11 protein-coding genes are annotated in these 13,822 nt (G+C 75.5%); 9 read left to right on the plus strand and 2 right to left on the minus strand.

All coding sequences use genetic code 11. The features are described 5' to 3' along the window. Positions 1-341: 341 nt before the first annotated feature. Positions 342-1,391 (minus strand): SGNH/GDSL hydrolase family protein, encoded by a 1,050-nt coding sequence (locus ACFWU6_RS21080; protein ID WP_383811883.1) that lies wholly within the window; start codon positions 1,389-1,391, stop codon positions 342-344. Between the two features lie 136 nt (positions 1,392-1,527). Between ACFWU6_RS21080 and ACFWU6_RS21085 the strand changes: the two genes are divergently transcribed. The 3 genes from ACFWU6_RS21085 (at position 1,528) to ACFWU6_RS21095 (ending at position 4,710) form a co-directional block, all read left to right on the plus strand. After that, positions 1,528-2,913 carry a cystathionine beta-synthase gene (locus tag ACFWU6_RS21085; RefSeq protein ID WP_383811915.1) on the plus strand — a complete coding sequence of 462 codons (1,386 nt, stop codon included), beginning with the start codon at positions 1,528-1,530 and terminating at the stop codon, positions 2,911-2,913. A 447-nt stretch (positions 2,914-3,360) separates the two neighbouring features. Beyond that, the gene (locus ACFWU6_RS21090) at positions 3,361-3,747 is read left to right on the plus strand and encodes a hypothetical protein (protein ID WP_383811886.1); all 387 of its coding nucleotides are present in this window, start codon (positions 3,361-3,363) and stop codon (positions 3,745-3,747) included. Between the two features lie 120 nt (positions 3,748-3,867). Then, positions 3,868-4,710 (plus strand): MurR/RpiR family transcriptional regulator, encoded by an 843-nt coding sequence (locus ACFWU6_RS21095; RefSeq protein WP_383811888.1) that lies wholly within the window; start codon positions 3,868-3,870, stop codon positions 4,708-4,710. An 87-nt stretch (positions 4,711-4,797) separates the two neighbouring features. On the opposite strand, the gene ACFWU6_RS21100 is transcribed toward ACFWU6_RS21095, so the two are convergent. Further along, positions 4,798-6,159 (minus strand): diaminopimelate decarboxylase, encoded by a 1,362-nt coding sequence (locus ACFWU6_RS21100; protein ID WP_383982407.1) that lies wholly within the window; start codon positions 6,157-6,159, stop codon positions 4,798-4,800. Between the two features lie 104 nt (positions 6,160-6,263). Between ACFWU6_RS21100 and hutU the strand changes: the two genes are divergently transcribed. From hutU to ACFWU6_RS21130, 6 genes are all read left to right on the plus strand, one after another. Then, the gene (hutU, locus tag ACFWU6_RS21105; RefSeq protein WP_383982408.1) at positions 6,264-7,943 is read left to right on the plus strand and encodes a urocanate hydratase; all 1,680 of its coding nucleotides are present in this window, start codon (positions 6,264-6,266) and stop codon (positions 7,941-7,943) included. Between the two features lie 80 nt (positions 7,944-8,023). Beyond that, entirely contained in the window at positions 8,024-9,214 is a 1,191-nt protein-coding gene (locus tag ACFWU6_RS21110) for an allantoate amidohydrolase (protein WP_383982457.1), read from the plus strand. Next, the gene (locus tag ACFWU6_RS21115) at positions 9,205-10,569 is read left to right on the plus strand and encodes a formimidoylglutamate deiminase (RefSeq protein WP_383982410.1); all 1,365 of its coding nucleotides are present in this window, start codon (positions 9,205-9,207) and stop codon (positions 10,567-10,569) included. Before ACFWU6_RS21110 ends, ACFWU6_RS21115 begins: the two co-directional genes overlap by 10 nt. A gap of 96 nt (positions 10,570-10,665) precedes the next feature. Then, complete coding sequence (gene hutI, locus ACFWU6_RS21120; RefSeq protein WP_383982412.1) at positions 10,666-11,844, plus strand: imidazolonepropionase; 1,179 nt, start codon at positions 10,666-10,668, stop codon at positions 11,842-11,844. Between the two features lie 226 nt (positions 11,845-12,070). Further along, positions 12,071-12,787 carry an LPXTG cell wall anchor domain-containing protein gene (locus tag ACFWU6_RS21125; protein ID WP_383982414.1) on the plus strand — a complete coding sequence of 239 codons (717 nt, stop codon included), beginning with the start codon at positions 12,071-12,073 and terminating at the stop codon, positions 12,785-12,787. 17 nt (positions 12,788-12,804) lie between these two features. Beyond that, on the plus strand, positions 12,805-13,818 hold the full coding sequence (locus ACFWU6_RS21130) for a hypothetical protein (protein ID WP_383982416.1): 1,014 nt from the start codon (positions 12,805-12,807) through the stop codon (positions 13,816-13,818). The last annotated feature ends 4 nt before the right edge of the window (positions 13,819-13,822 follow it).

Raw genomic sequence — 13,822 nt, forward strand, 5'->3', positions numbered from 1 at the left:
CCCCGGGTCGGGCGCGCCCGCGCGGGCCCGACGGGCGCCGATCGTCGCCGCCGGCCGGCCGGCCGCCCGCCGGGCGGCCCGGCGCCGGGCGCCGTCGCCGGCTCTTGCCCGGCGGTCCGCCGAGCCCGGATCGGACCGGCTCGCAGGGGCCCAGCCGGAGTCGGCTCGTAGGGCCCGCGGGCTCTCCCAGCGGCCGGGAACCCCGCCCCGGGCCTGCGGAGGCTGTCGGAGGGCCCGGGGGGTTCCGAAGGCCCGGGAACCCCACCCGGGCCTCCGGGAGGGCCCGGAGGGGCCGGAGGGGCCGTGGGGCCCCGGGAGGGGTCCTCCGGGTCGCCGGGGGTCTACGTCGGGCCTGAGACCGCCTCCGGGTTGGGGGAGGGGGTGCCGGGCGGGGCGGGGGGGAGTTCCTCGCCCGGGACCCGGCGGCGGCGCCGGTGCTTGAGCAGGGCCCACGGACCGCGGGCGGCCGTGACCTCCGTGCCCGCCTGCCCCGCCGCCGCCGACGCGGCCTCGGCCACCGGCAGCATGTCCTCGTCCCGGGAGACGTCCAGCCGGTCGGATTCCGGCCAGACCCCGAGCGCCGCGCACAGCGTCGGGAGCACGGCCATCGCCGCCGTCGCGTACCCCTCGGCCGACGGGTGGTAGGAGTCCGGGCCGAACATCTCGCGCGGGTTCGCGGCGAACTCGGGGCCCAGCAGGTCGCCCATGGAGACCGTGCGGGCGCCCAGCGCGACCACCCCGATGGTCTGGGCGGCGGCCAGCTGGCGCGAGACCCGCCGGGCCACCCACCGCAGCGGCTGGTACACCGGCTCGATGGTGCCCAGGTCCGGGCAGGTGCCCACGACCACCTCGGCCCCGGCCAGCCGCAGCCGCCGTACGGCCGCGGTCAGGCACCGCACCGAGTGGACCGGCGGCATCCGCCGCGTCACGTCGTTCGCGCCGATCATGATCACGCACACGTCCGGCGGCGGCACGTCCTGGCCCCCGGCCCCGTCGAGCAGCAGTCCCACCTGCCGCTCCAGGTCGTCCGACATGGCCCCCGACAGGGCGACGTTGCGCAGCTCCACCGGCCGCTCGGCCACCGAGGCCAGCCCCGAGGCCAGCAGGGCCGCCGGTGTCTGCCGGGCCCGCCGCACGCCCAGTCCCGCGGCCGTGGAGTCGCCCAGCATGCCCAGCCGCAGCGGGCCCGGGCTCTGCTCCGGGCCGCCGAACTCGCTCCCGTACAGCCCGTCCGCGCGCGGCGGATCCGGCAGCCCGGTGCCCACCGTCCGCTTCGCGAACTGCACCTCCGCCAGCACCAGCCCGACCGCGGCGGCCCCGACCAGCCCGAGGCCGCCTCCGCCGTACGCCGCCCCCGCCGCGATCCGGCGGGCCGTTCTCGCCCTGGACAACCTTCAGGCCACCTCGCTTCGCCGACTGGGCCTTCCCTGACCTTCCTGCCCCGTACGTACGGTCGGCCAATCCCTTTCGGCATACTCTGGCCGGACCTCCCGGAGAACCCGTGGAGTCCCCTCCCTGGAGAACATGGTGCAATTCCACGACTCGATGATCAGCCTCGTCGGCAACACCCCGCTGGTGAAGCTCAACCGTGTGACCGAAGGCCTGCAGGCCACCGTCCTTGCCAAGGTCGAGTACTTCAACCCCGGCGGGTCCGTGAAGGACCGGATCGCCGTACGGATGATCGAGGCCGCCGAGCAGAGCGGAGCCCTCAGGCCCGGCGGCACCATCGTGGAGCCGACCAGCGGCAACACGGGCGTAGGACTCGCCATCGTGGCCCAGCAGAAGGGCTACAAGTGCATCTTCGTCTGCCCTGACAAGGTGTCCCTGGACAAGATCAACGTCCTGCGCGCCTACGGGGCCGACGTGGTCGTGTGCCCCACGGCCGTCGACCCGGAGCACCCGGACTCGTACTACAACGTGTCCGACCGCCTCGTGCGCGAGACGCCCGGCGCCTGGAAGCCCGACCAGTACAGCAACCCGAACAACCCCCGTTCGCACTACGAGACCACCGGCCCCGAGCTCTGGGAGCAGACGGACGGGAAGATCACCCACTTCGTCGCGGGCGTCGGCACGGGCGGCACGATCTCCGGCACCGGCAACTACCTCAAGGAGGTCAGCGGCGGAAAGGTCAAGGTCATCGGCGCCGACCCCGAGGGCTCGGTGTACTCCGGCGGCTCGGGCCGGCCGTACCTCGTCGAGGGCGTCGGCGAGGACTTCTGGCCGACCGCCTACGACCCCGATGTGACGGACGAGATCATCGCGGTGTCCGACAAGGACTCCTTCCAGATGACCCGCCGCCTGGCCAAGGAGGAGGGCCTGCTCGTCGGCGGCTCCTGCGGCATGGCGGTCGTCGCCGCGCTGCGCGCCGCCGAGGGCCTGGGACCGGACGACGTGGTCGTCGTCCTGCTGCCGGACAGCGGCCGCGGTTACATGAGCAAGATCTTCAGCGACGAGTGGATGGCCGGACACGGCTTCCTGGAGGAGGCCGGCCCCGCCGCGCGCATCGGCGACGTGCTGGCCGACAAGGAGGGCGGCATCCCCTCCCTCGTCCACATGCACCCCGAGGAGACCGTCGGCCAGGCCATCGAGGTCCTGCGCGAGTACGGCGTCTCGCAGATGCCGATCGTCAAGCCGGGCGCCGGCCACCCCGACGTGATGGCCGCCGAGGTCATCGGCTCCGTCGTCGAGAAGGAGCTGCTGTCCGCGCTGTTCGCGCAGCGGGCCTCGCTGGGCGACCCGCTGGAGAAGCACATGAGCGCGCCGCTGCCGCAGGTCGGCTCCGGCGAGCCCGTCTCCGAGCTGATGGCCGTGCTCGGCGAGGCCGACGCGGCGATCGTCCTGGTCGAGGGCAAGCCGACCGGCGTGGTGAGCCGTCAGGACCTGCTGGCCTTCCTGGCCAAGGAGTCCAAGTAGCCGCAGCGGTCGTGCGCAGCGGCCGTGCGCGACGGCCGCGCGCGGCCGTCGCGCAAACGGTACGGGCCCGACACGTGACGGCAGCACCGGCTTAACACGGCTCCGGCACAGTGGTGGTTGTCGGCAGGGAGGACCGGGAGACCGGAAACCCGGCCGGCACCACCGAACGGTGTTGCGTGCCTCCGGAGCGGCTCCCGGACCACGTGGACGCCACGGACGCGGACGGCCCTGACCCGGCCCGTGTCCATCGCGGGGACCGCCGTCGTCCCGCCCCCCGGGCAACCGGGGGTGCGGCGGTCCCCGCGCCAGTCCTCCTCCTCCGGAGCGTGCCGGGCCCGCCCTTCCGGCTCCGGATCGCGCCCCCGTACGGCGCCCCCCGCGGCTCCCGTCCGCAAGAGGGGGGACAGCCCCAGTGCCCGAGCCCCCGCCGCTTCCTACGGTGAGGGGATGGACGCGCACTCCCAAGAGCTGAAGAAGGAACTCGACGCCACCCTGGACGCCCGGCGTGAGCTGGGGCCCGAGTACGAGGCCGCGCTGGTGGACTCGTTCGTCGAGAAGGTCGACACCCAGGTGCGGCGGAGGATGGCCGAGGAACGCCTCCTCGCCGCCCGCGGCGGGTCCCCGGGGCCGGGGCCGGGCGCGGGCGTCTCCGCCTTCGGCGAGCGGTTCGGCTTCGCCGTGGTCACCCTCGTCCTGGCGGTGCCCCTCTCCGCGATCGGCGCCGCCCAGGCGCGGCTGAGCGGGCTGCTGGTGGTCTGGGCGGGCATCGTGGCCGTGAACTTCATCCACGCCCACAAGTCCTTCCGCCGCCGGGAGCGCGACCCGCTCGCCTGACCGGCCATCCCGCCCGTCCCCCGCTCCGCGTCGCGGCCGCGGCTTGCCGAGCTGCATAACCGCATGCAGAGTGCTCCGTGACTGAATATCTCAACCGGGGACGGGATGGAGGGGGCGGCGATGAGCGACAGCCCGGCCGCACGGCTGCAGAAGCTGTTCGAGGGGCACCGGCTGACGCCGACCCAGAGGCGGATCGCGCACTGCATGGTGCGCGGGGCGGCCGAGGTGCCGTTCCTGTCGAGCGTGGAGCTCGCGGAGCTGGCCGGGGTGAGCCAGCCGTCGGTCACCCGGTTCGCGGTGGCGCTCGGCTTCGACGGGTATCCCGCGCTCCGCCGGCACCTGCGCGAGGTGGCCCCCGCCGAGCGCGAGGGCGCCGTGCGGCAGGACGCGTACAACGAGTACCAGCAGGCCGTCCAGGGCGAGATCGAGAACCTGCGGCGGCTGGCGGCGGCGCTCGCCGACCCCGCGCCGGTCCAGGAGGCGGGGCGGCTGCTCGCGGCGTCGGTCCCGCTGCCGGTGCTCGGGCTGCGGGCGGCGTCCTCCCAGGCGCGCGGGTTCGCGTACTTCGCCGCCAAGGTGCACCCCGACGTGCGGCTCCTCGACGAGGGCGGCTCGATGCTGGAGGACCGCATCGACAGCGCCCTCTACGACGGGGCCACCGCCCTGCTGTGCTTCGCCCTGCCCCGCCATCCCCGGGAGGTCGTGGAGACCCTGGAGCGCTCCCGCCGGGCCGGTCTGACCGTGGTCACCGTCGCGGACTCGGCCTTCGCGCCGGTGGCCCGCCACTCGGACCTGCTGATCCCGGCGCCGGTCGGCACCGGCCTGGCCTTCGACACGGCCTGCGCGCCGATGCTGCTGGGCCGGGTGCTGCTGGAGGCGATGGCGGACGCCCTGCCGGACGCGCAGGCGCGGCTGGAGGCCTTCGACGCGCGGGCCGCGGCGCGCGGACTGTTCGTGGAGTGACGGTGCCGTGCCCGGCCGCCGTGCCCGGTGCCGTGACCGGCGGCGTCCGCGGGGGCGGTGTCGGCCGCGTCGGCGACGCGGGTCCCCTCAGAGCAGCGCGTCCCGGAAGGCGGCGCCCGCCTCGGCGACGATCGACGGCAGGTCCTGCGCGGGGCGGACCGGGGCGAAGCGGATTCCGCCCGCCGCCGAACGGGTGAAGCCGTGGACGGCGGGGCGCGGGAGGCTGTTGTAGCCGTAGTGGGCGGTGAAGAAGTACGCCCCCGTGTCCGGGACGCCGATCAGGTCGCCCGGCGCCAGCGGCGGCAGCTCCCGGGCCGTCGCGAGCAGGTCGCCCGCGAAGCAGGCCGGGCCGGCGACGTCCTGCGCGACCGGGGCGCCGGTCTTCGGGGCGCCCTGTGCGTCGTAGGCGACGATCCGCAGCGGCCAGGCCGCCGGGGCGTACACGGTGCGGGTCGCCACCTGTACGCCCGCGTGGGTCACGGCGATGGGGCGGGCCCCGGTGGTCTTGGTGTACTCGACCCGCGCCAGGACCAGCCCGTGCTTGGCGAGCAGGGACCGGCCGAACTCGGTGACCAGGCCGTACGAACCGTCGAACAGCGCGGGCACCGCCGCGCGCAGGGCCGCGACGTACTGCCCGTACGTCGGGGTCTCCTCGTCCGAGGCGAAGTTCACCGGCAGTCCGCCGCCGATGTCGAGGGTGTCGATCTGCCGGCGCCCGGCCGCCGCGTTGACCTCCTCGGCCAGCGCGTGCAGCTCCCGCACGCCGGCCGCGATCAGGGGCAGCGGCACGCCCTGCGAGCCCGAGTGGACGTGCAGGCGCGTGAGCCACGGCCGGTCCAGGCAGGCCCGTACGAGCCACTCGCGCGCACCCGGGTCGCGCAGGGCGACGCCGAACTTCGAGGTGGCGGTGGCCGTGGACAGCGCGTCGATCGCGCCCGCCCCCGTCTGGGGGTTGATCCGGACGCCGACCGGGGACCGGGTGGGGGCCGCCGCCACCAGGGCGTCGAGGCGCTCCAGCTCCTGGCGGCTGTCGGCGTTGACGGCGACCCCGAGGGCGAGGGCCCCGCGCAGTTCGTCGGTGGTCTTGGCGGGGGAGTCCAGGACGGTCCGCCCCGGCTCCACCCCGGCCGCGCGGGCCAGTGCCAGCTCGCCGGGGCCGGCCGCCTCGCAGCCGATCCCGCAGTCCGCGAGCAGCCGCAGCACCGGGACGAGCGGGGCCGCCTTGACCGCGAAGGCGTGCAGGACGGGGGTGCCCGGGGGCAGGGCGGCCGCGAACGCGCCGGTCAGGGCCGCCGCGGAGGCCCGGATTCCGGCCACGTCCAGCAGGCAGACCAGCGGATCGACGTCCAGCAGCCCCTGGCCGACGGCGGCCCGTACGGCCCGGTCCCGGCGCCCGGCGGCGCCCTCCGCGTCCTCGGTGGGCGTCCCCGCGTGCGTTTCGGCAGCCATGTGCGCCATCCCACCACCGCGCGGACCCGCCCGCAGCTGTTGACTGAATCTATTCATCGCGACAGGATGTGAATGGATTGACCAACACCGGAGGAGGCACAGCCATGTCAGGACCTCGCCCCGTACGGGCCTCGCGCGGTACCGCACTCAGCACCCTGGGATGGCAGCAGGAGGCCGCGCTGCGGATGCTCCAGAACAACCTCGACCCCGAGGTCGCCGAGCACCCCGACAAGCTCGTCGTCTACGGCGGCACCGGCAAGGCCGCCCGCGACTGGCGCTCGTACGACGCCATGGTCCGCACCCTGCAGACGCTCAAGCAGGACGAGACGATGCTCGTCCAGTCCGGCCGCCCGGTCGGCGTCATGCAGACCCACGAGTGGGCGCCGCGCGTGCTGCTCGCCAACTCCAACCTGGTGGGCGACTGGGCCAACTGGGAGGAGTTCCGCCGCCTGGAGCAGCTGGGCCTGACGATGTACGGCCAGATGACGGCCGGTTCCTGGATCTACATCGGCACCCAGGGCATCCTCCAGGGCACCTACGAGACCTTCGCGGCCGTCGCCGCCAAGCTGCACTCCACGGGCAAGGGCGGCGGGACCCTCGCCGGCACCATCACCCTGACCGCCGGCCTCGGCGGCATGGGCGGCGCCCAGCCGCTGGCCGTCACGATGAACGACGGCGTCGCCCTCTGCATCGACGTCGATCCGCGCGCCATCGACCGCCGCATCGAGCACCGCTACCTCGACGTCAAGGCCGACAACCTCCGCCACGCCCTCCAGCTGGCCGTCGAGGCCCGCGACGCCCGCAAGCCGCTCTCCATCGGCCTCCTCGGCAACGCCGCCGAGCTGCTCCCGCAGATGCTCGCCGAGGGCGCCCCGATCGACATCGTGACGGACCAGACCTCCGCCCACGACCCGCTCGCCTACCTCCCCGTCGGCGTCGACTTCGACGACATGGCCTCCTACGCCGCCAAGGACCCGGCGGGCTTCACCACCCGCGCCCGCGAGTCCATGGCCCGGCACGTCGAGGCCATGGTCGGCTTCATGGACGCGGGCGCCGAGGTCTTCGACTACGGCAACTCCATCCGCGGCGAGGCCCAGCTGGCCGGCTACGACCGCGCCTTCGCCTTCCCCGGCTTCGTCCCCGCCTACATCCGCCCGCTGTTCTGCGAGGGCAAGGGCCCCTTCCGCTGGGCGGCCCTGTCCGGCGAGGCCTCCGACATCCACAAGACCGACAAGGCGATGCTGGAACTCTTCCCGGAGAACGAGTCCCTGCACCGCTGGATCAAGATGGCCGGCGAGCGCGTCCACTTCCAGGGCCTGCCCGCCCGCATCTGCTGGCTCGGCTACGGCGAGCGCGACCGGGCCGGCGAGCGGTTCAACGACATGGTCGCGAGCGGCGAACTGGCCGCCCCGCTGGTCATCGGCCGCGACCACCTCGACTGCGGCTCCGTCGCCTCCCCGTACCGCGAGACCGAGGCCATGCTCGACGGCTCCGACGCCATCGCCGACTGGCCGCTGCTCAACGCCATGGTCAACGTGGCCTCCGGCGCCTCCTGGGTCTCCATCCACCACGGCGGCGGCGTCGGCATGGGCCGCTCCATCCACGCGGGCCAGGTCACGGTCGCCGACGGCACCCCGCTGGCCGGCGAGAAGATCCGCCGGGTCCTCACCAACGACCCGGGCATGGGCGTCATCCGCCACGTCGACGCCGGCTACGACATCGCCGAGACCGTCGCCGACGAGCGCGACGTGCGCATCCCGATGCGCGAGGGGGACACCGCGTGAGCGAGACCCCCGCCCCCGGCGGCCCGGCGTACCAGGCTCCGCCGGCCGGCCGGGCCCCGGGCGCCCCCTCGTTCCACACGATGTGGGCCGACCTGGCCCCCGTCGGCCGCCACGCGGACTCCGGCGGCTACCGCCGCTACGCCTGGACCGGCGCCGACGCCGACTGCCGGACCTGGTTCCAGGAGCAGGCGCGGGCGCGCGGGCTCGCCTACGAGAGCGACCGCAACGGCAACCAGTGGGCCTGGCTCGGCGACCCCCTCGCCGGGGACGCCGTGGTCACCGGCTCCCACCTGGACTCCGTCCCCGACGGCGGGGCCTTCGACGGCCCCCTCGGGGTGGTGTCCTCCTTCGCGGCCCTGGACGAACTCCGCAGGAGGGGGGCGGAGTTCTCCAGGCCCCTCGCCATCACCAACTTCGGCGACGAGGAAGGGGCCCGCTTCGGCCTCGCCTGTGTCGGCTCCCGGCTCGCCGCCGGGCAGCTGACCAAGGAGAAGGCGTACGAGCTCCGCGACGCCGACGGCATCGCCCTGCCCCAGGCCATGGAGGCCGCCGGGTACGACCCCGACGCCATCGGCGCCGACCCCGAACGCCTCGCCCGCATCGGGGCCTTCGTCGAACTGCACGTGGAGCAGGGCCGCGCCCTGGACCTGTCGGGGGACCGGGTCGGCATCGCCTCCGCGATCTGGCCGCACGGCCGCTGGCGGTTCGACTTCCGCGGCGAGGCCAACCACGCCGGCACGACCCGGCTCGCCGACCGCCGCGACCCGATGCTCACGTACGCGGCGACCGTGCTGGCCGCCCGCACCGAGGCCGCCCTCGCCGGCGCCGTCGCCACCTTCGGGAAGATCGCGGTCGAGCCCAACGGGGTCAACGCGATCCCGTCCCTGGTGCGCGGCTGGCTCGACTCCCGCGCCGCCGACCAGGCCACCCTGGACACCGTCGTCACCGCCGTGGAGAAGGCCGCCCGCGAGCGTGCCGACCAGGACGGGACCGAGCTGGCGGTCGTCCGGGAGTCCTTCACCCCGGTCGTCGAGTTCGAGCACGCCCTGCGCGACGAGATCGACCGAATCCTCGGCGGCTCCGTTCCCGTGCTCGGCACGGGCGCGGGACACGACGCCGGGATCCTCTCCGCGGCCGTCCCGACCGCGATGCTGTTCGTACGGAACCCGACCGGCGTCTCCCACTCCCCGCGGGAGTTCGCCGCCGAGGACGACTGCGTGGCCGGGGTCCTCGCCCTCGCCGACGTACTGGAAGGACTCGCATGCAGGTGAAGGGGCAGGCGGTGGCCGCGCCCGAGACGTACTGGCTGGAGCACGCCTGGCTCGGCACCCACGTCGAGCCGGGCGTCGCCCTGGAGGTCGCCGCCGACGGGCGGATCGGCGCCCTGCGCACCGGTGCGCAGAGCCCGCCCCCCGGCGCGCAGGTGCTGCGCGGCCTGACCCTCCCGGGCCTGGCCAACGCGCACAGCCACGCCTTCCACCGGGCCCTGCGCTCCACCGTGCAGGTGGGCTCCGGCACCTTCTGGACCTGGCGCGACGTCATGTACAAGGTCGCCCAGAACCTCACCCCGGACACCTACTTCGCCCTCGCCCGCGCGGTGTACGCCGAGATGGCGCTGGCCGGCATCACGAACGTCGGCGAGTTCCACTACGTCCACCACGCGCCCGGCGGCGCCCCCTACGCCGACCCGAACGCCATGGGCGAGGCCCTGCTCGAGGCCGCCGCCGCGGCCGGCATCCGGATCACCCTGCTGGACACGGCCTACCTCGCGGCGGGCTTCGGCGCCGCGCCGAACGCGCACCAGCTGCGCTTCTGCGACGGCACCGCCGACGCCTGGGCCGAGCGGGTCTCGGCCCTGAAGCCGCGCGGGCACGCCCTGATCGGCGCCGCGATCCACTCGGTGCGGGCGGTGCCCGCGGACCAGCTGTCCACCGTCGCCCGCTGGGCGCAGGAGCGCGGGGCGCCCCTGCACGTCCACCTCTCGGAGCAGACCGCCGAGAACGACGCCTGCCGGGCCGCGCACGGCCGGACCCCGACGCAGCTCCTCGCCGACCACGGGGTGCTCGGCCCCCGCACCACCGGCGTCCACAACACGCACCTCACCGACGCGGACATCGCGCTCCTCGGCAACAGCGCCACCGGTACCTGCATGTGCCCCACCACCGAACGCGACCTCGCCGACGGCACCGGCCCGGCCGTCCGCCTCCAGCGCGCGGGCAGCCCGCTGTCCCTCGGGAGCGACAGCCACGCGGTGATCGACCTGTTCGAGGAGGCCCGCGCGATGGAGCTGAACGAGCGCCTGAGCAGCCGCACCCGCGGCCACTGGACGGCGAACGCCCTGCTCACCGCGGCGACCGAGGACGGGCACGCGGCCCTCGGCCGGCCCGACGCGGGCCGCCTGGAGCAGGGCGCGCCCGCGGACTTCACCACCGTCGCCCTGGACTCCGTACGGACGGCGGGGGCCCTGCCCCGGCTCGGCGCGGAGACGGCCGTCTTCGCCGCCGCCGCCGCCGACGTCCGGCACACGGTGGTCGGCGGCCGGCACGTCGTCCGCGACGGCCACCACACCCTGGTCGAGGACGTCCCGTCCGCCCTGGCCGAGGCCATCGCCGCCCTGCGCTCCTGACCCGGGCGCCTGCGCCGGGCCCTTCCCCGCCCCGCCTTTTCCGGACCGGGCCAGAGAAAGGGCGGGGCGGGGACAACACGCTCTGAGAGGACCCCCGTGACCACCACCGCAATCACCAACATCGGCAGTCTCGTCACCAACGACCCGTCCGTCGGCGACGGTTCACCCCTGGGCCTGATCGAGAACGCCGCCGTCGTCATCGACGGCGACACGGTGGCCTGGGTCGGCCCCGCGGCCGAGGTCCCGGCCGCGGACGAGGCCTTCGACGCGCACGACCGCGCCGTCATCCCCGGCTTCGTCGACTCCCACTCGCACCTGGTCTTCGCGGGCGACCGCACCGCCGAGTTCAACGCCCGCATGTCGGGCCGCCGGTACTCGGCCGGCGGCATCCGCACGACCGTCGCGGCGACCCGCGCCGCCACCGACGCCGAGCTGGAGGCCAATCTGCTGCGCCACCTCCACGAGGCCCGCCGCCAGGGCACCACCACCTTCGAGACCAAGTCCGGCTACGGCCTCACCGTCGCGGACGAGGCCCGCGCCCTGCGCATCGCCGCCGCGCACACCGAGGAGGTCACCTACCTCGGCGCGCACATCGTCCCGCCCGACCACGCCGACGACCCCGCCGGGTACGTGGACCTCGTCACCGGCGAGATGCTGGCCGCGTGCGCCCCGTACGCCCGCTGGGTGGACGTCTTCTGCGAGGAGGGCGCCTTCGACGGCGACCAGGCCCGCGCGATCCTCACCGCGGGCGCCGCCGCGGGGCTGATCCCGCGCATCCACGCCAACCAGCTGTCCCACGGGCCCGGCGTGCAGCTCGCCGTGGAGCTCGAAGCCGCCTCCGCCGACCACTGCACCCACCTCAGCGACGCCGACGTCGACGCCCTCGGCCAGGCCGCGGCGACCACCGTGGCCACCCTGCTGCCGGGAGCCGAGTTCTCCACCCGGGCCCGGTGGCCCGACGCCCGCCGCCTCATCGACGCGGGCGCCACCGTGGCCCTGTCCACGGACTGCAACCCGGGCTCCTCCTACACCAGTTCCATGCCGTTCTGCATCGCGCTCGCCGTACGGGACATGCGGATGACCCCCGACGAGGCCCTCTGGTCGGCCACCGCGGGCGGCGCGCGCGCCCTGCGCCGCGGCGACATCGGCGTGCTCACCCCCGGGGCCCGCGCCGACCTGGCCCTGCTCGACGCCCCGAGCCACGTCCACCTCGCCTACCGGCCGGGCGTCCCCCTCGTGTCGGCCGTCTGGCAGCGCGGGGTCCGCGCGTCCTGACCCGCACCGGGCGCGGCCGGGCCGCACCCCGGCCGCTTCCGGGCCGTGCCCGGGGCCGCACCGGGCCGCTTCCGGGCCGCGCCGCCGCCGTCGGGCGCGTCCGAAAGCGGCCGACCGGAGGGCCGTTGATCCGGGCCGTCCCGTGTCTTCCCTCCGCAAGGCCCCGGGCGTACCTTGAGCCACCAATCTGATGTGCCGTCAGTAACGTGGCGAGGGGAAGACGAAGGTGTCCCACCGGAAACGCTCCACCGCGCTCGCGCTGGCCTCCGCGCTGGCCGGACCGGCGGTCCTGCTGGCCGCCCCCGCGGCCCACGCGGCCGTCGTCGACGTGGCCTACGACTGCAAGACCCCGATCGGCGACAAGTCGGCGGTGTCGCCCATCGACATCAAGGCGGTCAAGGAGGGCGACGCCTACAAGCTGACGATGTCCTTCCAGAAGGGCGTCTCGTCCAGCCCCATCGAACTCGGCAAGGGCGCGATGACCCCCAGCGCGGTCATCCTCGTCGACGGCGCCGAGAAGGCCTCCGTCCCCGTGGCCGGCCCGCCCAACCCCGAGGCCGCGCCCGCCGACACCCCCATCAAGATCACCGACCTCTCGGGCACCTTCACCCCCAAGAAGAGCGGCAAGGTCACCTTCACCGCCGGCGTGCTCACCATCAAGGCGATGGGCACCACCACCACCTGCACCCCCGGCAACCGCCCCGGCCCCTCCCTGGAGCTCGACGTCACGGCCCCCGCCGGCGGCGCCCCGCAGTCCGGCGGCGCCCCGCAGTCCGGCGGCGCCCCGCAGTCCGGCGGGAGCTCCGGAGCCGGCCAGGACACCCTGCCGCAGACCGGCCCCGCCGACTCCGCCCTCGCCCTGGGAACCCTCGGCGCCACCGTGCTGCTCTCCGGCGCCGCCGGCATGCTCTGGCTGACCCGGCGCCGACGGGCCCGGCCCTGAACGGAGCAGCCCCGGCCATGCCCGTGCTCCCCGCCCCCGGGAGGACCGCCCGCCTCGGCGCGGCGCTCCTCACCGCCGCCGCCCTGTACGCGGGCTCCGCCCGTCCCGCCGCCGCCGACGAGCCCGGCTGGACCGCCGAGCCCGCCGCCGGGAGCGCCCCCCGCCCCGGCGGCGCGCGCCCGTACTTCTACCTGGCCGGCGCCCCCGGCGCCGTGCTGGAGGACCGCCTGTCCCTGACCAACGCCACGGACCGGGAACGCACCGTCACCCTGCGCGGAGCCGACGCCCACCACACCGCCGACGGGACCTTCGCGGTCCGCCCCGCCGCGGCGCCGACGGGGGCCGGAGCCTGGATCGGCTTCGGCTCCGGCGCCACCGTGACGATCCCGCCCCGCACCCGCGCCGTGGTCCCCTTCACCGTCACCGTCCCGCCCGCCTCCCCGCCCGGCGACCACCCCGCCGCCGTCGTCGCCACCGAGGCGGGCCGCGAGGCGGGAGTACGGGTCCACTTGCGGGTCAGCGGTCCCACCCTGGCCGCCCTCACCGTCGAGGACGTCTCCGTGCGCGGCCGGGGCGCGGCCGCCGAAGTCGCGTACACCCTGGTCAACCGCGGGAACGTCGCCCTCGCCCCCCAGCTCGCCATCGACGCCGAGGGGGCCTTCGGCGACCTCCCGGGCCGCAGCGCCCGCCCCCTGCCGCTGGAGCTTCTCCCGGGTCAGCGGGTCGCGCTGAGCGAACCGTGGCCCGGGGCCCCCGCCCTCGACCGGGTCCGCCTCACCCTCACCGTCACCGCGCCCGGCGGAGCCGAGGCCACGGCGGAGGCCTCCGCCTGGTTCGTGCCCTGGCGGGCAGCGGGCTGGACGGGAGCCGGACTGCTCCTGCTCGGCGGGACCGGGGCGGCCGCGCCGGCGCTCGTACGCGGCCGGCGGGCCCGCGCCGAGCAGCCGCAGGGCGGGGTACCCGACGCACCACCGGAGCAGGGCGACCCGACCCCCGCACCGGACCACGAACTGACGGGAGCCCCCAGGTGAGCGC

This window comes from Streptomyces sp. NPDC058674 (assembly GCF_042716505.1).
Lineage (GTDB): Bacteria > Actinomycetota > Actinomycetes > Streptomycetales > Streptomycetaceae > Streptomyces.